Genomic DNA, 19,755 nt, shown 5'->3' with positions numbered 1-19,755 from the left:
CGGCTGGCAAGGGGGCGTCCATGCGCGAGTTCGTCGAGGCAGCGGCCAAGGTGAGGCCGGTCTTGGAGCGGAATCAGGCGGCCGGCGACCGGGATCGCCGGCTGACCGACGAGGCGATGGCCGCGATGCGGGACGCGGGCGTGTTCCGCATGTTCGTGTCGCGTGCGCTGGGCGGTCTCGAACTGGACCTGCACACCGCCGTGGCCGCGACCGCCGAGCTGGCCAAGGGCGATCCGTCGGCCGCCTGGGTGGTGATGATCCTCAACCAGGGCGACCTGCTCACCGGCCGGTTCTCCGAGGACGTCCAGCGCGAGATCTACGCCGACGGCCCGGACACCCACGTCTGCACCGTGCTGACGCCACGCTCGACGGCGCAACGCGTCGACGGCGGCTGGCGCCTGAACGGCGAGTGGTTCCCGGCCTCCGGCTGCCTGCACGCGACGTGGGCCCTGGTCGGGTTCCCGCTGGCCGAGGCGGACTCGGCTGTGGCCGCCGTGCCGTTGAGCGAGCTGCGGATCAAGGACACCTGGTTCACCACCGGCATGCGCGCCACCGGCAGCAACCTCATGGTCGGCGAGGACGTCTTCGTGCCCGACGAACGCGTCCTGCGCCTGGCCGACGCCATCTCCGGCACCGTGGCGGGCACCGCCCCGCGCCACCGCACCCCGTTGCTGCCGACCGTGCTCAGCTACATGATCAGCCCCTACCTGGGGACCGCCCAGGCCGCCCTGGAACACGTGGTGGCACAGGCGGACAAGCGCCCAGTCTCGTTCACCAGCTACCAGCGCCAGAGCGACTCCCCGGTCTTCCAGGTAGCCCTGGCCGAAGCCGCGGCCAAGATCGACGTCGCCGGTCTGCTCGCCAGGTCGTGCGCCGACACCGCCGACGGGGCTTCTTCGTTGGACTACCTCACCCGAGCCCGAGTCCGCCTGCACGCCGCGCACGCCGTGCGGCAGTGCGGCGAAGCGCTGGACGGGCTGGTCGCCGCACACGGGGCGTCGGCCGTCTCGGAGTCCAGTCCGCTCAACGTGTACCTGCGGGACATGCAGACAGCGCTGCGGCACGCCATGATCAGCCCGGCGATGAGCATGGAGGTCTTCGGCCGGGCGTTGCTGGGCGTGGAACCCAACATCACCCCGTTGATCTGAACCTTCGCAAATCCTTCACAACATGCCTCGCTTTCCTGTGGCACGATCAGCTGCATGAGAGCTGGGGGAAGAATTCTCGTGTTGCTGGCTGTGCTCGCCGGCTTGTCCGGGGGTGCTACGGCGTCCGCCGAACCGGTGTGCGACAACGGACTTCGGTTCAGCATGGGCGACGGTGACGCCGCGATGGGCTTGCGGGTCGTGCAGGTGCAGGTGCTCAACTGTGGTCCGGAATCCTTGCAGCTCAACGGATATCCGCAGGTGCAGTTACTGGACGAGGACCGGCGGCCGTTGACCGTCGACATCCTCGAGGGTTCCGGCGGCATCTCGTCCGTCGAGGGCTTCGACGACCCGCCGCAGCCGATCACGGTGCTGCCGGGGGAGACCGCGAAGAGCGCGTTCATGTGGAAGAACAGGAACACCGGCGAGGTGGAGCCACAGCTCGCCCGCTACGCCGACATGGCGGCCGCACCGGGTGGCACCTGGTACGACCTGGCGCCGCGGCCGGGGTCGACCACGCTGTACATCGACCTGGGCACGACCGGCCGGTTGGGCGTCAAGGCCTGGCACCGCTAGTGGTCGAGCTGCGGCGCGCGACGCCCGAGGACGCTCCGGCGGTGGCCAGGATCTGGTATCCCGGCTGGTGCGACGCGCACCTCGGCAACGTGCCGCAGCAGCTCATCGACGCACGGCCGGAGGAGACGTTCGAGCCGCGCGCGGTGGAGCACGTCCAGCACACCACGGTCGCGACCGTGCACGGCGAGGTCGCCGGGTTCGTGATGGTCATCGGGGACGAGGTCGAACAGGTCTACGTCTCCGCTGATCATCGCGGATCCGGTGTCGCGCAGGCACTTCTGGCCGCCGCCGAGCAGGAGGTGGCGGCGAACGGGTTCGCCGGGGCGTGGCTCGCGGTCGTGGCGGGCAACGTGCGGGCGCGCCGGTTCTACGAGCGGCAGGGCTGGACCGACGAGGGCCTGTTCGATCATCGAGCACCCCACCCGGACGGTCCCATCCCCGTCCCGGCGCACCGCTACACCAAGCCGGTGCGGCGGTGATCGTGTCGGGTGTGTTAATTCCTGTGGCGGTGCGGTCCTTCCGTGTTCTGATGACGTCATGTCGACTGCTGCTCTCCTGAGCTTCACGTTCGTCGCGCTGCTCACCGTCATCACGCCGGGACTGGAGACCCTGCTGGTGCTGCGGACGGCGCTGCTGGTGGGGCGCCGTGCCGCCATGGGTGTCGTGGTGGGCAGCACCCTTGGATGCCTGGTGTGGGCGACGGCGGGCCTGGTCGGGCTGACGGCGTTGCTGCAGGCGTCCGAACTGGCCTACGACATCGTTCGCTGGCTGGGCGCGGCGTACCTGATCTATCTGGGCGTCAAGGCGCTGTGGAACTCTCGCAGGCCTGTCGAGGTCGATGAACCCGCGCCGGTGCCGTCGGTGCGCGCGGCAGTCCGGGTAGGACTGTTGACGAATCTGCTCAACCCGAAGCCCGGTGTGTTCTACATCTCGCTGCTGCCGCAGTTCCTGCCCGTCGGGCAGCCGGCGTGGGGCGCGGTGCTGGTGGCGATCCACCTCGGCATCGGCCTGCTGTGGTTCCCGATCCTCATCACGGCGGCCGGTCGGGCGCGTGCTTTCCTGCTGCGCCAACGGGTTGTGCTGGACCGGTTGTCCGCGTCCGCGCTGATCGCCTTCGGTCTCAAAACGGCGGCGGACGCCCGCTGACGTGTGATCTCATGTCCGCGTGACGACCACCGCGCTCCTGAGTTTCTCGCTGGTCGCGTTGCTGACCGTCCTCACCCCGGGCCTGGACACCGTGATGGTGCTGCGCACGGCGTTGCTGAGCGGGAAGCGCGCGGCGGCGGGCGTCGTTCTCGGCATCACCCTGGGGTGTCTGGTCTGGGCGGTGGCGAGCCTCGCCGGCCTGACGGCGTTGCTGCAGGCGTCCGAACTGGCGTACAACATCGTTCGCTGGCTGGGCGCGGCGTACCTGGTCTATCTGGGCGCCAAGGCGTTGTGGAACTCGCGCAAGGCCGTGGCCCTCGAGGACTCCCGGCCGGTGCCGAACGCCGGTGCGTCGATGCGGGTGGGCCTGCTGACGAACCTGCTCAACCCCAAGGTCGGCGTGTTCTACCTGTCGCTGCTGCCGCAGTTCATGCCCGCCGGTGAGCCGGCGTGGGGCGCGCTGCTCGTGGCCATCCACCTCGGTATCGGGTTCGTCTGGTTGCCGATCCTGATCGTGGTGGCCGGTCGGGCGCGTGCTTTCGTGCTGCGCCAACGGGTTCTGCTGGACCGCCTGACGGCCTCGGTGTTCGTCGCGCTCGGGCTGAAGCTGGCGTTCGAGGCCCGCTAGCCTCCGGTCGCCGACCGGTGCCACGAGGCGAGCGACACCCTGTTCGGCAGCCCGAGCTTCGCCCGGATGTTGACCACGTGCCGGTCGGCCGTCCGCGGCGAGATGAACAGCCTGGCCCCGATCTGCCTCGACGTGAGCCCCTCCGCGACCAGCCCGGCGATCGTGAACTCCTGCCTGGTCAGCCCGCCGGGCAGGGTCGGCTTGGGCGGTCGTCGTTCGGACTCCGGCACCGGCTCCAGCGCGAACTCCAGCGCCTGCTCGGGCCGCAGGTCGGCGCCCAGCGTCGTGATGACCGGGTAGTCGTCGCCGAGCGCGCGCCGCACCGTGCGGTCGGTGCGGTCGAGCACCTTGTGGAACGGGCTCATCCCGGCGAACGAGATCCGCACGGCCCGCTCCCGCGACCGCAACGCCCCGAGCAGCCGTGCCGCACGGTCGTACGCCCCCAGTTCGGCGCACGCGCAGGCGAGCAGCCACAGGCTGTACGCGGGTCCCCACGTGTCACCGACCACCAGTTGAACGCGCAGCGCCTCCACGGCCAGCGGGTGCACCTGCGCCGGGTCACCGTGCAGCAGCTCGTAGAGGCCCCGGTGCCACAGTCCCCACGCGTACGACCGGTCCGCACCGTTGTCCTGGGCCAGCCTGGTCGTGGCCTTGTCCGCGGCCTCGGCGTCCAGCAGGAAACACGACGACATCGTGTGGAACAGCTCGGCGATGTAGGTGTCGCCCGGCGTCCCGTGCTGCCGGCTCCGGTCGATGAGGTACTGGTACAACGGCACGCAGTCCGGTGAGCCCTCCACGAAGAAGAGATGCGTCGCCTCGACCCACACCACGTCGACATCGGTCTCCGGCTGCCGCGGCAACGCCCGTGTCTCGTGCATCAGCGGGATGGCCGCCGACGTGTCGCCCTGTGTCTGCGCGACCCACGCGCTGTGCGCCAGCAACGAGGTCCGCAACGGCCCCTCAGTGATCACCTGCCGCGCCGCTGTCAGGACGTCCTGCATCTGCCCGAGCATGCCCGCGAACGCCGGGAACCGGGTCCGGTCCACGTTCATCGCCATGACCGCGCCGACCTCGGCCAGGTCCGGTTTCTGCAGCGCGTACCCGATCGCCGCCCGGACGTTCGGCCACTCCTCGCGCAACCGCTCCATCCACGACGCGTCGTTCCGCGTGAGCCACGACAACGTCGCCTCGCCGGTAAAAGAGCCGTAGTGCAACACGTGCCGTCGTAACGGCTCCTCCGCGTCGGCGAGCATGCCCGCCCCGAACCGCGACACGGAGCCCGGCAACCGATAGCGCGTCTGCTGTGTGACCGGACTGGTCGTGGTCGCCACGATCGACTTGCGCACCAACGCCGCCAACGGTTCCAGCACGTCCGCTTCGGCCACCGCTTCGGCCACCGCCTCGGCGGCCGCCTGGTCGAAGTCCGCCGGGAACACCGACAGCACCGCCCACAGCCGCCGCTCCTCGCCCGTGCAGTGGCGGGCCGCCCACTCGAACACCTGCTCCAGCGTGACGTCGTCCAGTTCCTGCAGGATTTCGGTCAGCGACGCCTCCGCCAGCCGTGCCGCGGCCAGCTCGATCGCCAGCGGCACCCCGCCCAACGCCCGGCACAGCGCCGTGACTTCAGTCAGGTCCTCATCGGACACTGCCGCACGTTCGGCGAACAGCTGCACGGCCTCGTCCTCGTCCAACGGTGGCACCCGCAGGAGTTGCTCGCCGTAGATCCAGAGCTGCTCCCGCGAGGTCGTGAGGATCGTCAGCCCCTCGCAGTTGCGCACCAGGTGGTGCACCAGGTGCCGCACCGCCTCCAGCAGGTGCTCGCAGTTGTCCAGGATGAGCAGCAAATGCTTGTCGTACAACGACTCGATCAACCTGCCGAGCCCGGACTCCCGTGCGTTGTCGACGATCCGCAGCTCGGCCGCGACCGTGCGTGCCAGCGCCGCCGGATCCCGGAGATCGGCGAGCGACACCAGCCAGACCCCGTGCTGGAACGCCCCCGCGTGCACCATGGCACGCCCGGTCTCCACCGCGATGCGCGTCTTGCCGACACCGCCCGCACCCACCAGGGACACCAGGCGGGATTTGCCGAGCAGCACCTCGGTCTCGGCGAGCACCGCGGGCCGGCCGATGAACGTCGTGGTCTGGGCAGGCAGATTGCCCCGCACGGTCATCGGCGCATCTTCGCTCAGTGGTGCCGCGCCGCAACCGCGAGGATCGCCCTTCCACCCTTTCGGACTAGTGCCGCGGCCCGGAATTCGGCGAGCCAGTTCACGCTCAGCAGGGCGGCTCATGGCACCACGATCCACCCGTCTGACCGCGAACCGACCCGGCAAATTCCGGGCCACGGCACTAGCGAGGTTGACCCGGCGCGGTGACCCGGTCCTTTGATCGGATGATCATCTTGGTGGCCAGCCGCACACCCTGGCGCGCGTTGAGGTGCGGGAGATAGGCGCGGCTCACCGCGTTCGCGATCCGCGGCAGCGCGGCCGAGTCCGGGTAGGCCATGAACATCGGGCGGTAGGTCGGCTGGAACTTCGCCTTGAACGCGAACAGCGAGCGGAACCCGTACACGGGCTCCAGCACCTGACCGGTGAAGTCCAGCAGCCGCTGCAACGCCTTCGGCCGCTCGCCGCGGTCCAGGCGGGCCAGCGGTGCCCCGGACAGGCTCAGGAACCGCGCGCCCTCCTCCTTCAGCTCCAGCGCCGCCGAGGCGATCAGGAACTCCATCGAGCCGCGGAAGCCGTTCGCGCGGCGGCGCATGAAGTCGAGCGTCCACCCGACGATCTCGCCGTCGGCGTACACCGGCAGCCAGCTGGTGATGCCGTGCACGGTGCGGTCGGCGTCGATCGCCAGCAGGCACCGCACGCCGTCGCCGGTCAGCTCCTGCAACCCGCCGAGCGTGAAGCCCATCTCCGGCAAGCCCTTGTCGGCCACCCACTCCGACGAGATCGACCGGATCTGGTCCGTGATCGCGTAGGGCGCGTCGGCGTACGTGCACCACTCGGCGCTGATGCCGGCCTTCGCGGCCTTGTTCAGCGCCGTGCGCACGTCCTGCCACTTCTTGCCGGTGAAGGCGAGCTTGTCGAGCTCGATCACGGTGTCCTCGGCCACCTGCACCGCCGACCAGCCGAGGCCCGCCACCGCGTCCCGCGTTTCCGCGCCGACGCTGTAGAGGCACGGCGTCCAGCCGTTGACCGCGCAGAACTCCGCGAACCCGCGCACGGCCTCCACGCGGGCAGGGCCGATCGGGTCGCCGACGGTCAGCGCGATCGTCGCCACCACCCGGTACGCGATGGCCGTCTCGCCGTCCGGCGTGAACCAGTACTGGTTGCCGCGCCACGTCGTCATGTACGACAGCGACGAACCGCCGTACCGCTCCATCAGGTCGCGGGCGCGCGCTGCCTCCTTCTCGCACGACGACGGCCACGCGCGCCACGACGCCATCAGCAGACCCGCCAGCACGATCAGCCAGAACACCACGCCCGTGTACTCGAACAGCAGCGAGCCGACGAACCCCTCGGCGGAGAACTGCAGCGGCACCAGGCCGAGCAGGTAGCCCGGCGGCAGGAACCGCGCCGGCAGGTCCGCGAGCAGCGCCGCGAACCCCGGCTCCGGCGAGAACTGGTCACGCACCAGGTACCCGCCGAAGACGTACAGCACCGACAGCAGCGCGATGCTGATCGTCGTGAACCGCCAGAACTTCCTGATGGCATGCCGAGGCAGCCGCACCGCGAAGTGCTTGCGCGTCAACAACAACACGACCGTGATCGCGAGTGGCACCAGCATCGGGACGCCGAACGAGACCGCGAGCTCCAGTGCACCGGCGTCCGGGAAACGTGCGGCATCGACCACGTACCAGCCGATGAACGCCGCGAACGCCACGTTGAACACAAGCGCCGACCACCACGCGAACCGCCGTCCGCGCCGCAGCCCTTCCGCCAGCACGAGCAGCAGCAGCGCCGGCAGCACCGACATCACCAGTGCCGGGAACCGTCCGTACGACAGCTGGACCAGCATCGTCCGGCACAGCTCCACCGCATCGGAACCGCAGACGGCGTCCACGTCCTCCTGCGACGGCTGCACCACCGCCACGACGTCCGCGAACCACCACAGCGGGCCGTTGGGGTACGGCGACATCATCGCCACCACCGGCCCGAGCGCCGACGCCGCGAGCAGCAACGCCACCAGCACCCGCGTCTCCTGGAACGACCGCAGCTGGTTCGCCGCGCCGCGCCTCAGGAACAACGCCCCGATCACCAGTCCGGCCACGCCACCGGACAGCCGGAGCAGATCTTCCAGCCAACCCGAGTACAGCGTAAGCACCAGCACCGACAAGATCGTCATCAGCCGCACCCGGCGCCGCCACAGGGGCGGCAACCGGAACGACAGCGCCAGGAGCAACCCGACCCCGCCGATCGACGGCCCCGCCGCGACCTCGCCCACGAGCGACTCGAGCCACGTCCAGTGCACGTCCCGGCCGAGGAGCACCACCCCGATGCCGAGGAACGCGCCGACCACGTGCGTGGTCAGGAAGATCGCCGCGGTGCGCAGCGCGCCGAGCTCGCGTTCCGCCAGCGGTCCGACGATGACCAGCAGCACCGTGGTCGCCACGTAGCCGACCAGGTCCATCGACCACAGCGCCGAGCTGAACACGGTCCACAGCGGACTCTCGGTGCCGAACCCGACGCGGACGAGCAACTCCTCGTTCGGGTTCCTGATCGCTCTGGTCAGCGCCCCGACCGTCCAGAACGCGATGAGGAAGACGCTGGTCAGAGGGGCGGCGCGCACCAATCGGGCGATCATCTGCTGAGCCCTGTTCGCTGCGCGAGCCACGGCAGCGAGCCGTACAGACCCGGTCGCCACACGTTCCAGTCGTGTCCCCCCGGCAGTTCCGTCCACAGCACGTCCATTCCGGCCTTGCGACAGGCCTCGAACACATCAAGGTTGCCCTGGCGGTACTGCCCGTCGTGCTTGCCAGCGACGATCACACCCGCCGTCTTCGGGAACTGTTTCTTCGCGAGGATGTCCATCGGGTTGACCTGCACGAACGCCGCCTCGTCACCGCCGAACGCGGCCTTGACCGTCTCCGCGCGCGTGCCGAGAGTGGGCTCGCGCTGCCCGGTGACGTTGATGAAGTTCCCGTACACGTCCGGCGCGCGCACAGCGAGCTGCAAGGAGCACGTGCCGCCGTGTGAGTAGCCCGCGATGGTCCAGGATTCGCGGCGTTCGTCGACCGTCAGCCGCTGCTTGATCCACGCCGGTACGTCGCGCGCCAGGTAGGTCTCGGACTGGCCCAGCTTCGAGTCGAGGCAGAGCGGATTCGCCAGCGACGTGCCGAGCTGGTCCGCCACCACGATGATCGGGGCGAGGCCGTCGTGCTCACGCGCGAACGCGTCCAGGTTCTCGGCGAGCCGGCCGCCGTCGTACCAGTCGCGCGGTGTGCCCGGCTGTCCCGCGAGCAGCACCATGACCGGCAGCTTCGGGCGGGGCGTGACGTGGTACGCGGGCGGCAGGTAGATCCACGCCGGCCGCGCCTTCATCGCGCCGGGGATCTCCGCCTCGGAGATCGTGCCCTTCTCCGGCAGGTCCGCCGGCTTCTTCCACACGTCGACGAGCTTCTTGCCCGCGGGTACCTCGACCACGTTCGACGGGGGCTTGGCCGCCTCGTCGAGATCGACCCGGTCGTTCCTGAAGGTGTCCAGCACCGCGCGTGCGTTCGGATACAGGGCGAAGTGCGCGTTCCCCGCGGTCACCGCGGAGGCAACCACCCCCAGCGCCAGGAGCACGCCGAACACCCGGCCGTACCAGCGGCCCGAACGCAGCCGCACGGCCGCGAGGGACAGGGCTGCCAGCGCCGCGCCCACCCACACCATGAGGATCGGCGGCGTCGGCTCCGGCCACGGTTTCCACAGGTGGTCGACCACGTACGTGAGGCCGGCCACGACCGCGGCACACGACACGACCAGGATCGGAAGGACACGGGTCCACCAGGTCCGGTTCTTCCGGATCGCCAGGTAGGTCAGCGCGAGCGCACTGGCGACGGTCGCGGCGACGGGGATCGGCCCGTTTATCAGGGACAGATCCAGTGGACTGAGCATGCCCTCAGTTCATCAGCAAATCTTCAGGTCCACATCAGAGGATGGTCTATGTTCAGCCTGCTGAACATCAGCCTTAAGTCTGACAACCCCTCAGACGGTTGATACGTCCCGCCACGCGCTCGTCAGGATCCGCAGAGCGTCCGGGTGCCCGGCGATCTCCGCAGCACGGGACAAATCGGACTCCGCCATCCCCAGCTCGCGCAGCGAGGTTACTGCACCGAACCGCGTGGCCGTGTCGTGGATGCGTTCGGCCAGGTCAGCGGGCGCTGTGTGGGAGAGCAGCGCCGTGTGCGTGGCGGCGTGCGGCAGTCCGAACGTGCCGCCCAGCACGTGCGCGAGCTTGTGGTGCAGTCCCATGGGGACGGACGCGAGACACGTGCCCGCGAGCCACGCCGAGTGCAGCAGCTCCGTCCGGGCATCCACAGTGGACGGGTTTCCGCTCAAACCGTGCAAAACGCCCTCGATCGCCCTGGTCGCGATGGCGTCGATCAGCGGGTTCTCGTTGCCGCGTGCCGTGACGGCGTGTGCGAGAGCGTTCAACGAGCTGGTCACCGTGATGTCGAGCGGCAGGTCCAGCGTGAGGTCCACGTCGTAGATCACCGTGTCCGGCTGGATCGCCGCGTCCCGCCGCGTCTTCTTCAGCCCGGCGGCCGTCTCGCCGAGCACCTGTGTGACCTCGGAGCCCGCGTAGGTCGTCGGAATGATGATCTGCGGCACGCCCGCGCGCACCGAGAGCGCCTTCGACAGCCCCGTGCTCGACCCGCCGCCGACCGACACCAGGCAGTCCGCGCCGTGGTCTTTCAGCAACGCGAGCGCTCGTTCGGTGACCTCGACGGGGGTGTGCATAGCCGCACCGGTGAACCTCGCCGCGAGCAGCCCGTCGAGCTCGGCGGCCACCTTGTCACCGCCGTGCCGGGCGATCAGCAGGACACGCGTCGCGCCCAGCCGCTCGGCCTCGGTGCGCACGGAGGCAGCGGTGCCGCGGCCGAACACGATGCGGGTACGCGCGGGTTCGAAGGTGAAGCTCACGAAGGTCGAATATTCGCCACACGGGGTAGTCGCCGCAAGCGCTGAGGATCAAGCCTTTCGGCTCTGACGGGTGACATCGTCACTCCTTAGCGTGAAAACTCATGAAGCGTGTTCGTGTTGTAGTGGCGTTCGTAGGGGCCCTGACCCTCGCGCCAATCCCTGCCACAGCGGCGACACCTGCGTTCTCCCTGTCCGGCGGCGTGTCCGCGCCGATCCACTCCCTGGCCGACGCGGTCCGCGAAACCGTTTACGTCGACTCCGGTCTCGACCTCGACGGTGACGGGGTCCGCGACCGGGTGGCCGCGGACATCATCAGACCCGCCACCACCGGGCGGGTGCCCGTGATCATGGACGCCAGCCCGTACTACCAGAGCGCGGGCCGCGGCAACGAGAGCGAGGTCAAGTCCTACGACTCCGCCGGCGTGCCGGTGAAGTTCCCGCTCTTCTACGACAACTACTTCGTGCCGCGCGGCTACGCCGTCGTGCTGGTCGACTTCCTCGGCACGAACCGGTCGCGCGGCTGCGTCGACGTCGGCGGCCGGGCGGAGATCGCGTCCGGCACGGCCGTGATCGACTGGCTGAACGGCCGCCGCACCGGCTACACGACCGTGACCGGGTCCGCGGTGAAGTCCGCGTCGTGGTCCACCGGTGCCGTCGGCATGATCGGCAAGTCGTGGGACGGCTCGATCGCGAACGGCGTGGCGGCGACCGGGGTCGACGGCCTGCGCACCATCGTGCCGATCGCGGCCATCAGCTCCTGGTACGACTGGTTCCGCTCGGACGGCGTCGCCTACAACAGCTACAGCTCGCCGACCGGACTCGGTTCGCGGTTCGAGAACACCAATGCGCGCTCACGGTGTGGTGCGGTGCGCACGGAGATGAACAACGGTTCTCCGGCCAACGGCGACTACACGGCGATGTGGCAGCAACGTGACTTCGTGCGCGATGCCTCGCGCGTGAAGGCGTCGGTCTTCGCGATCCACGGCCTGGCGGACCTGAACGTGAAGACGCTGCAGTACGGCCAGTTCTGGGACGCACTGCCGGCATCGGTGCCGAAGAAGCTGTGGTTCTCGCAGACCGCGCACGTCGACCCGTTCGACTTCCGCCGCGGTGAGTGGGTCTCGACCCTGCACCGGTGGTTCGACCGCTGGCTGCTGGACGTGCCGAACGGCATCGAGAACGAACCGCAGGTGTCCTCGGAGCGCGCGCCGGACCAGTGGGCGGACGACCAGACGTGGCCGCCGGCCGGGACCGTCAGCACCGTGCTGCGTCCTTCTGCTGCGGGCCTCGGCACGGCACCTGGCACCGGTACTTCGGCGTTCACCGACAACGGCAGTGCGACGCCTTCGTCGTGGCTCTCCGGCTCCAACACCGGCCGGGTGATCTACTCGACCGCGCCGCTGACCTCGGACCTGCGCGTCGCGGGCACGTCGTCGATCACGGTGGGCGTCTCGTCGTCGACGTCGACTGCGCACCTCACGGCGTACCTGGTCGACTTCGGGCCGGCACGGGTGCGGACCGGTGAAGGCATCCGGACCCTGACCACCGAATCGTGCTGGGGCGAGAGCCGAACGGGCGATGACGCCTGTTACCGCAACACGGAGGCAACGTCCGGCAACGTCGACGCGCAGATCATCGCGCGCGGGTGGGCGGACCTGGCGAACTACTCGTCGCTCACCACTCCGCGCACCATCACACCGGGAACCAAGTACCGCATGACGTTCCGACTGTCCACAACGGACCATCTGATCCCGGCGGGGCACCGGCTGGGCCTGCTGATCGGCGGCACCGACTCCAGCGTGATCGTCCGGCCGAGCCAGCTGCCCAGGCTGACCGTCGACCTGGCGGACACGTCGGTGCGGATCCCGCTGCGCGGCTCGGTGCCGTCGGCGTCGGCGGCCGAGGTGACGGCTTCCGCTGTTTCCGCTGGTACGAAGGGCACCCTGGGCTAGTGCCCGGCATTGTCGGTGCTGCTCGCTAGCATCGGCGCCATGGGTTCAACCGACCACGGAGACGCGCTGCAGGTCCTGCAGCGCGTCTTCGGGTACCCCGAGTTCCGCGGCGACCAGGCCGACATCGTCGATCACGTCATCGCTGGTGGTGACGCGCTCGTGCTGATGCCGACCGGTGGCGGCAAGTCGTTGTGCTACCAGATCCCTGCCCTGGTCCGGCCGGGTACCGGTGTGGTGATCTCGCCGCTCATCGCGCTGATGCAGGACCAGGTCGACGCGTTGCTCGCCCTGGGCGTGCGCGCGGGCTTCCTGAACTCCTCGCTGTCGTGGGACGAACGGCAGGCGGTCGAGGCCCAGTTCGTCGCGGGCGAGCTCGACCTGCTCTACCTGGCGCCGGAACGGCTGACGTCCGAGGCGACCCTGCGCCTGCTCGACAAGGGCGACATCGCGCTGTTCGCGATCGACGAGGCGCACTGCGTCTCCCAGTGGGGCCACGACTTCCGGCCCGACTACCTCTCGCTGGCGCACCTGCACGAGCGCTGGCCCAAGGTCCCGCGCATCGCGCTGACGGCCACCGCGACGGACGCGACCCGCAAGGAGATCCTGTCGCGTCTCGAGCTGGGCGACGGCCGCCAGTTCGTGTCGAGCTTCGACCGGCCGAACATCCAGTACCGCATCGTGCCGAAGAAGGAACCCAAGAAGCAGCTCCTCGACCTGCTGCGCGGGGAGCACAGCGGCGAGGCCGGCATCGTCTACTGCCTGTCCAGGGCCTCCGTCGAGAAGACCGCGGAGTTCCTGGTGGCCAACGGCATCGCGGCGCTGCCGTACCACGCGGGCCTCGACGCCTCGACCCGTCAGCGCAACCAGGCCCGCTTCCTGCGGGAGGACGGCCTGGTCATGGTCGCCACCATCGCGTTCGGCATGGGCATCGACAAGCCGGACGTCCGCTTCGTCGCCCACCTCGACCTGCCGAAGTCGGTCGAGGGCTACTACCAGGAGACGGGTCGCGCGGGTCGTGACGGCCTCCCGTCCACCGCCTGGCTCGCCTACGGTCTCGCCGACGTCGTCCAGCAACGCAAGATGATCGAATCCTCGGAAGGCGACCTCGCGTTCCGCCGCCGTTCCCAGGCGCACCTCGACGCGATGCTCGCCCTGTGCGAGACGGTGTCGTGCCGCCGCACCATGCTCCTCGACTACTTCAGCGAGTCCGGCATCCCCTGCGGCAACTGCGACACCTGCCTTACCCCGCCGGAGTCCTGGGACGGCACCGTGGCCGCCCAGAAGGTCCTCTCCACGGTCTGGCGGCTGCGCACCGAACGCAACCAGAAGTTCGGTGCAGGCCAGGCCATCGACATCCTGCTGGGCCGCAAGACCGCCAAGATCATCCAGTTCGACCACGACCGCCTCAGCACGTTCGGCATCGGTGAGGACCTGAACGAGAGCGAGTGGCGAGGTGTGGTCCGCCAGCTGCTGGCCCAGGGCCTGCTGGCGGTGGAAGGCGAGTACTCGACGCTGGTCCTCACCCAGGCGAGCTCCGAGGTCCTGGGCCGCAAACGCACGGTCCTGATGCGCAAGGACCCGGCCGCCGCCCGATCGGCCACGCGCGCCGCCTCCGCGAGCACCACCAAGGCCAAGGTGGACATGCCCAAGGAGGCCGAGCCGCTCTTCGAGAAGCTCCGCGAGTGGCGCGCCACCCAGGCGCGCGAGCAGAGCGTCCCGGCCTACGTGATCTTCCACGACGCGACGCTGCGCGCCATCGCGGCGTCCAGGCCCGCCTCGCTGGCGGAACTGGGCGGCGTGAGCGGAGTGGGCCAGGCCAAGCTCACCAAGTACGGCGCCCTGATCCTGGACGTGGTCGCCGACCGAGCCCCGTCCGAGGCTCCCGCTCCGGCGCAGAAGGCCGCCCCCGTCGCCGCGGACGACGGCTTCTCCGACCTCGTGGAGCCGGAGGAGTGGCCGGAACCGGAGGAGCCGATGGACTGGTAGCCGGTCAGGCCGCCGCGAGCGCCTTGGCCGCCAGCGGCGTCGCCTTCTGCAGCTGTTGCATCGCCTCGTGCCGGGAGACGAGCGGGTCGCTGGACAGGGTGTTGCTGCGGAGGGAGACCAGCAGGTCTCCCCGCGCCAGGTACGCCATGCAGATGTCCGAGCCATCGCCGATGTCCGGAGCGGTCTCGCAGAAGGCGTAGAACCCGTCGAGACCCTCGGGCGATGCCACAGCGGCGTCCGACGACACCGCCCGTGCGGCCAAGCCGTCCGTCGGCGCGTAGGTGGGGCAGGTCCGCGACTTCGCCCAGATCTGGTCGAGCAGTTCCGAGGCCTTCTGCTCCGACAACGCGTGCACGACCTGTCCCAGGACCACGTACTCCCCGCGCCACCACCTGCTGCGCGTCACCTTGAAGCCGGAGCCGATCTTGACGTCGCCGCACACCTCGGACACCTCTGGCGTTCCGTGCTCGTAGCCGCCGGGACCGCTCGGCTGATCTTCCTCCCACTTCGCGTCCGTTCCGAAGGCTTCCTTGGCCACGTACGCGGACTGGGCCCGGCGTCCCATCTGGTTCCACTGGTCCGGCACCGGCACGGCCGAGGACGAAGGCGGTGGTGCGGACGACGAGGGCGGCGGTGCACCCTCCTGCGCGGTACATCCCGCCAGCAGCACGGCCAGCACCAGAAAACGTCGGAACATCGCTCATACCCCCAGGTCGAGGGAGGAGCATACGTCGTCAGGTCAGGTGACTTTCTCGATCTGAGCGCGTTTGACCAGATTCTTCCCGGACTCGCCGACGAGATCGAAGGCCGCGCTGTTCAGCACCACGCAGCCCGATCCGACCCCGACGATCCGGAAGGTGGCCTGCCGTCCGTTGTCCAGGTTGGTCACCCGCACCGAGGTGCCGATCGGCAGCTGTGACGAGAACGCCCCCGGCGCCCCGCCTACAGCGGACAACCCGACCGTCGCCCCGTCGCAGATGACCTGCCCCACCACCCCGGAAGCCCGAAGGCGGGGAGTCGAAGACCGAGTCGGTGTCGATGTCGGCACCGGCGCCGGTGCGTTGCCCACGATCTCCACCCGGACCCTGCGGAGAACGCTTTCCGCCTCACGTCCCGCGTCCGGAGACTGGAGCAGGTCGAACGCGGCGGCGTTCACCGACGCACAGGTCTGCGAAACCGCGACGACCGCGAGCGTGACGGCGCGGCCGTTCGCCAGGTTGCTGATCCGCAACGACGTCCCGACCGGGAACTGGTTGGAGACCACGCCTGCCGGGCCGGTGAAGTCCACCACAGCCAGTGGCTTGCCGGCGCAGACCTCCTTGCCCGCCACCCCCGACTGCGACGCCGGGGAATCGGAGCCGGCAAGGGCGAAGGCCGTGCCTCCGATGGCCGCGACTACCGACAACACCCCGGTGGCCGCGATCCAGCCCTTCGACCAGCGCATGTGCAACACCCGACCTCTCTGTCAGGCCGTACGGCCCGCAGAAGGGGAAGGTTCAACGACGCGTGGCTCGAACCAGGGCCGTTGGATCGCATGATGCCAAATGATCGCGCAGCGCCACGTGGGCGAAACGGTAGTCGCCGTCGACGCGGGTGAGCAGCAGCCGGTCCTGGGCGAGGTGCAGCAAAGCCTTGCGGCGGAACGACAACTCGCCCAGCGACAGCGGCCGGGTGAGGCCCTCGGCGGCGACCTCGGCGAGCGCGTCGAACGGCCAGACGTAGTCGCGGGCTGCGGTAGGGGTCACCAGGAGCCCCAGCGCCACGCCCAGTGCGGTGCCCCAAGATCCCCACGTGTTGAGACCGCCCAGCGCACCGGCCAGGCCGAGCACCGGAATCACCGGCTGGATCCACCAGGGCCGTCCGGTCCGCATGCGTTGGTGTTGCACCGGGCGCACCGTGCGCCACACGCGTCCCACCGCGGCCGCGAAGATTCCGCCCGCGACGCCGGCGGAGAAGCCCATCCCCATGCCTGCCAACACGGAATAGGGGCCGACCCAGATCATCGAGACGCCTGGCGCGGCGGCGATCAACACCGCCCACGGCACGGGTGCGTCACCCGGTATGAAGCCCAACGCCAGGAAGAATGAGACCACCACCACGAACACGTACGCCACGGCGTACGGCCACGACGTGCCGAAGCCCCCGAGCCACAAACCGGCCAGCCCGACCAGCAGCCCCATCAGCACGCCCGCCAAGAAACCAAGGGCAGCAGTCAGAATGCCGTGCGCACGCCCGGGAGGGTGGAAGACGTGCGGCAGCTTGTTCACCAACACGAGCAACGAAGTAGCCGCGACCACGAACGCCAATGCAGACCACAACCCGAAGCGCAGCCCCGTCAGAAACGCCACGGCACACACACCACCGGCGTAGGCGGCAGGTACCGCGCGCACGAACAGCAGCCACAACGGACGTGTCGGTAGCAACGGAAGCCACGCACGGCGGTGAGGCATGTGCACGGGAGCACCGAGGTCCGGTCGGTCCAACCGCGCGAGGAACTTCAACGCGCGGATGGTGGGGCCTGCCCCGCGCTGGCCGGAAAGTCGTTCCACCACAAAGGAACCTACGAAGTCGTCGCCGATCGTGTCGACCTGCTTGTCCAGATGCGTGAGGGCCAGCAGGTTCAGCGCCAGCGGGGAGTCCAGCCGCTCCCAGATCTCGGGCGTCAGCGCCGATTCCAAGCCGTCGAGACGAGGGCTGACGGAGGCGATGTACTCGAGGATCTGGCCACGGGACAACGGATCGACGAACACCGACGGCAGGTTTTCGATCGGCTCGGTCGAGCACACGACCGACGCGAACGGCGCCAGTTCGGACTCGCAGTGGGCGCGGTCGATGCGCGGCACCTCGTCCAGGCCGTCGATGAGCACGGCGATCCGGCCGCGCCGCAACCAGATCGTGCCCGCCGAGCGGCTGATGCCGTAGCGGCGATTCAGCTCACGCAGCAGCCACGCGGTGAACTCGGTCGGCTTGCGGTTGCCGTACGCGCGCCACGTCGCCAAGTCCACGAGGACGGGAATCGGTGCCTCCGGGTCGTTACGCGCGCGCTCGACCAGCACGAGGCAAAGCTCGCCCAGCAACGTCGACCGGCCACTGCCGATCGGGCCGACCAGCACCATGGTGCGGCCGAGGCGGTCGTAGACGGCTTCCAAGTCCGAAGAGGAGACTTCCTCGCCATCGACGCGCACGGAGAGTTGAGGCTGCCGCAACGCGCCGAGCTTGATCTGGGCCTGTGCGGCCAACGATGAGGCAAGCAGGGACTTCACTCGCGTCTCGACCCGGCCCAGAGCCGCGGTGCGGCTGCTGGTCTCGTGACCGCGGACACGTTCCCAGACCGCGAGACCGATCGCGACCAGCACCATCGCGCCGAACAGCGGCCACAGCCAGCGGCCGAACTGGCCGAGGAACTCCGGCGTCGCCCCGCCGGTGCTGACGCTGATGGCCGCCGGGAGCAGTAAAACCACGGTGACCAGGCACAACGCGGCCAGTGCGGTCAGCCGTGCTGCTCTCGTCACCCCGCTCGGATCCACCTTCACCTCCGCGATCCCGGCGAACGACGGTAACCGGGCCGCCGGGATCGCGGAAGTGACTCAGAGGCGTTGCCAGAGGGATGCCGCGTTCGGCGGTTCCCAGCTAGTGATCGATGTGTGGCCCTGCAGGCACTGATAGTCCAATCCGGTGTAACTCACACGCGAACCAACCGCATAAGCAGTCCCAGGTGCCCACGCTGGGTATGTCCCGCCGCCGGGAGGTTGCGTCGTTGTGGTGGTTGGTTGTGATCCACACGCACCGAACACCTCGAACTCCCAGAACGAGAATCCATACACAGTGGCACGGCTTGTTCCGTTGAATCTCACATAACGCGCGCTGCCGGAGATCCCGATGTCCTCGATGCCACCGGCACCGGCGAACGTGGAATAGGCGTCTCGCCACGTACTGCCGTTGTCGGACAGCTGAATCGAGTACGACCGCCCGTACGCGGCCTCCCAGTTGATCCGCACGCGGGACAGGGCGCGCGAGGACCCTAGGTCGACCTGCCACCAGTGCGGTTCGCTGTGCGCGGACGACCACCGCGTCGACGTGGAACCGTCGACCGCGAACGCCGCCGCCTGGTTGCCGCTCTCCACACTGGACGCCGACGTCGGCCGGCCTTGGGAGAGCAACGGTCCGCACGTCGGCGGGGGAGTCGTGGTGGTCGTGGGTCCGCCGCCGGATCCACGTGTCCACACGCCGACGTAGTCCACGACCATCGGAATACCGGGCACGATCCCCGGACCCGGAGTGCGGGTGCCGGAGTAGTTGTCCGGAAATTCGCCGCCGATCGCGATGTTGAGAATGATGAAGTACCCGGCGTGCCCGGTCATCTGGTTCCACGTGTCCGCGGGCAACTGGTTCTGGTTGACCTGGTGGAAGAGTTCGCCGTCGACGTACCACCGGAACTGCTGCGGCGAGACCGAGGCGTCCCACTCGAACCGGTAGGTGTGGAAGCCGCCCTGGCACGAGGTGCCCGGACACGGCCGGCTGTTCGCGATGCCGTTCTTCTCGTTGCACGGCCCGCCCGGCGAGACACCGCAGTGCAGCACGCCCCACACGCGGTTGACACCGTTGACGTTCTCCATGATGTCGAATTCGCCGACACCGGGCCAGTTCCACCAGTTCCCGCGATACGGCGAGCCCAGCGCCCAGAACGCCGGCCAGTACCCGAGTGCCGCGGCACCGGAGACGTTCGGCATCTGCAGCCGCGCCTCCATCCGCATCACGCCACCGGCCGGCGCCTTGAAGTTCTGCGCGTTGGTCTCGATGCGTGCTGACGTCCAGTTGCCCGCGCCGTCACGACGCGGCGTGATGCGCAGGTTTCCGCCACCGTCGAGGGAGACGTTGGCGGGGTTGTTGGTGTGCGCGGCGATCTCGCCGGTGCCCCAGTTCCCCGGTCCGCCCGGATAGCCGTGGCCGAGCGAGAACCGCCAGTTTCCCGTGTTGGGCAACGAGTTCGCTGCGCCGGTGAAGTCGTCGCCGAACACCTGCGTCCACCCGGCGGGCGGTGGTGGCAGCGCGGCGTTCGTGTCGTGTGCGACCGCGACCAGCGTGCCCACGGTGAGCACGGTGGCCGCGGCCAGCACGAGGGATGTTCGTGGTCGAGTAAGCCTCATTGCCAACCCTCCGAACGAGAGGCATGGGAGCGCTCTCACGAACGATGG

Annotated in this window: 15 protein-coding genes; 7 read left to right on the top strand and 8 right to left on the bottom strand. The window is 69.2% G+C overall.

Going from position 1 to position 19,755, the window contains the following annotated elements:
• Positions 1-20: 20 nt before the first annotated feature.
• The 5 genes from ACIA8G_RS41615 to ACIA8G_RS41595 are packed head-to-tail and all read left to right on the top strand — an operon-like array spanning position 21 to position 3,495.
• A complete protein-coding gene (locus ACIA8G_RS41615) occupies positions 21-1,148 on the top strand; it encodes an acyl-CoA dehydrogenase family protein (RefSeq protein WP_396424331.1) in 1,128 nt (375 codons plus the stop codon).
• A gap of 54 nt (positions 1,149-1,202) precedes the next feature.
• Positions 1,203-1,721 carry a DUF4232 domain-containing protein gene (locus ACIA8G_RS41610; protein ID WP_396424330.1) on the top strand — a complete coding sequence of 173 codons (519 nt, stop codon included), beginning with the start codon at positions 1,203-1,205 and terminating at the stop codon, positions 1,719-1,721.
• A gap of 41 nt (positions 1,722-1,762) precedes the next feature.
• Positions 1,763-2,200, top strand: a complete 438-nt coding sequence (locus ACIA8G_RS41605) for a GNAT family N-acetyltransferase (protein ID WP_396424329.1) — start codon at positions 1,763-1,765, stop codon at positions 2,198-2,200.
• 58 nt (positions 2,201-2,258) lie between these two features.
• On the top strand, positions 2,259-2,867 hold the full coding sequence (locus tag ACIA8G_RS41600; RefSeq protein ID WP_396424328.1) for a LysE family translocator: 609 nt from the start codon (positions 2,259-2,261) through the stop codon (positions 2,865-2,867).
• A gap of 19 nt (positions 2,868-2,886) precedes the next feature.
• On the top strand, positions 2,887-3,495 hold the full coding sequence (locus tag ACIA8G_RS41595; protein ID WP_396424327.1) for a LysE family translocator: 609 nt from the start codon (positions 2,887-2,889) through the stop codon (positions 3,493-3,495).
• Here the strand turns inward: ACIA8G_RS41595 and ACIA8G_RS41590 are convergent.
• From ACIA8G_RS41590 to ACIA8G_RS41575, 4 genes are all read right to left on the bottom strand, one after another.
• Positions 3,492-5,666 carry an ATP-binding protein gene (locus tag ACIA8G_RS41590; protein WP_396424326.1) on the bottom strand — a complete coding sequence of 725 codons (2,175 nt, stop codon included), beginning with the start codon at positions 5,664-5,666 and terminating at the stop codon, positions 3,492-3,494. The genes ACIA8G_RS41595 and ACIA8G_RS41590 overlap by 4 nt on opposite strands.
• Positions 5,667-5,844: 178 nt before the next feature.
• Positions 5,845-8,298: a phosphatidylglycerol lysyltransferase domain-containing protein gene (locus ACIA8G_RS41585; RefSeq protein ID WP_396424325.1), complete on the bottom strand. Its 2,454-nt coding sequence runs from the start codon at positions 8,296-8,298 to the stop codon at positions 5,845-5,847.
• Complete coding sequence (locus tag ACIA8G_RS41580) at positions 8,295-9,593, bottom strand: alpha/beta hydrolase (protein ID WP_396424324.1); 1,299 nt, start codon at positions 9,591-9,593, stop codon at positions 8,295-8,297. The genes ACIA8G_RS41585 and ACIA8G_RS41580 overlap by 4 nt, the downstream gene beginning before the upstream one ends.
• A 90-nt stretch (positions 9,594-9,683) precedes the next feature.
• Positions 9,684-10,622: a maleylacetate reductase gene (locus ACIA8G_RS41575; RefSeq protein ID WP_396424323.1), complete on the bottom strand. Its 939-nt coding sequence runs from the start codon at positions 10,620-10,622 to the stop codon at positions 9,684-9,686.
• A 101-nt stretch (positions 10,623-10,723) separates the two neighbouring features.
• Here ACIA8G_RS41575 and ACIA8G_RS41570 point away from each other — a divergent pair, with 101 nt between their 5' ends.
• The gene (locus ACIA8G_RS41570) at positions 10,724-12,574 is read left to right on the top strand and encodes a Xaa-Pro dipeptidyl-peptidase (protein ID WP_396424322.1); all 1,851 of its coding nucleotides are present in this window, start codon (positions 10,724-10,726) and stop codon (positions 12,572-12,574) included.
• Between the two features lie 39 nt (positions 12,575-12,613).
• A complete protein-coding gene (gene recQ / locus ACIA8G_RS41565; RefSeq protein ID WP_396424321.1) occupies positions 12,614-14,560 on the top strand; it encodes a DNA helicase RecQ in 1,947 nt (648 codons plus the stop codon).
• A gap of 4 nt (positions 14,561-14,564) precedes the next feature.
• Here recQ and ACIA8G_RS41560 read toward each other — a convergent pair whose 3' ends face one another.
• From ACIA8G_RS41560 to ACIA8G_RS41545, 4 genes are all read right to left on the bottom strand, one after another.
• A complete protein-coding gene (locus ACIA8G_RS41560; RefSeq protein WP_396424320.1) occupies positions 14,565-15,257 on the bottom strand; it encodes a hypothetical protein in 693 nt (230 codons plus the stop codon).
• 42 nt (positions 15,258-15,299) lie between these two features.
• Entirely contained in the window at positions 15,300-16,004 is a 705-nt protein-coding gene (locus ACIA8G_RS41555) for a hypothetical protein (RefSeq protein ID WP_396424319.1), read from the bottom strand.
• A 52-nt stretch (positions 16,005-16,056) separates the two neighbouring features.
• On the bottom strand, positions 16,057-18,072 hold the full coding sequence (locus tag ACIA8G_RS41550) for an NACHT domain-containing protein (protein ID WP_396424318.1): 2,016 nt from the start codon (positions 18,070-18,072) through the stop codon (positions 16,057-16,059).
• A 75-nt stretch (positions 18,073-18,147) separates the two neighbouring features.
• Complete coding sequence (locus ACIA8G_RS41545; RefSeq protein WP_396424317.1) at positions 18,148-19,707, bottom strand: discoidin domain-containing protein; 1,560 nt, start codon at positions 19,705-19,707, stop codon at positions 18,148-18,150.
• Between the last annotated feature and the right edge of the window lie 48 nt (positions 19,708-19,755).

The organism is Lentzea sp. NPDC051213, assembly GCF_044455585.1.
GTDB lineage: Bacteria > Actinomycetota > Actinomycetes > Mycobacteriales > Pseudonocardiaceae > Lentzea.
This window is presented reverse-complemented; position numbering and strand designations above follow the sequence as displayed.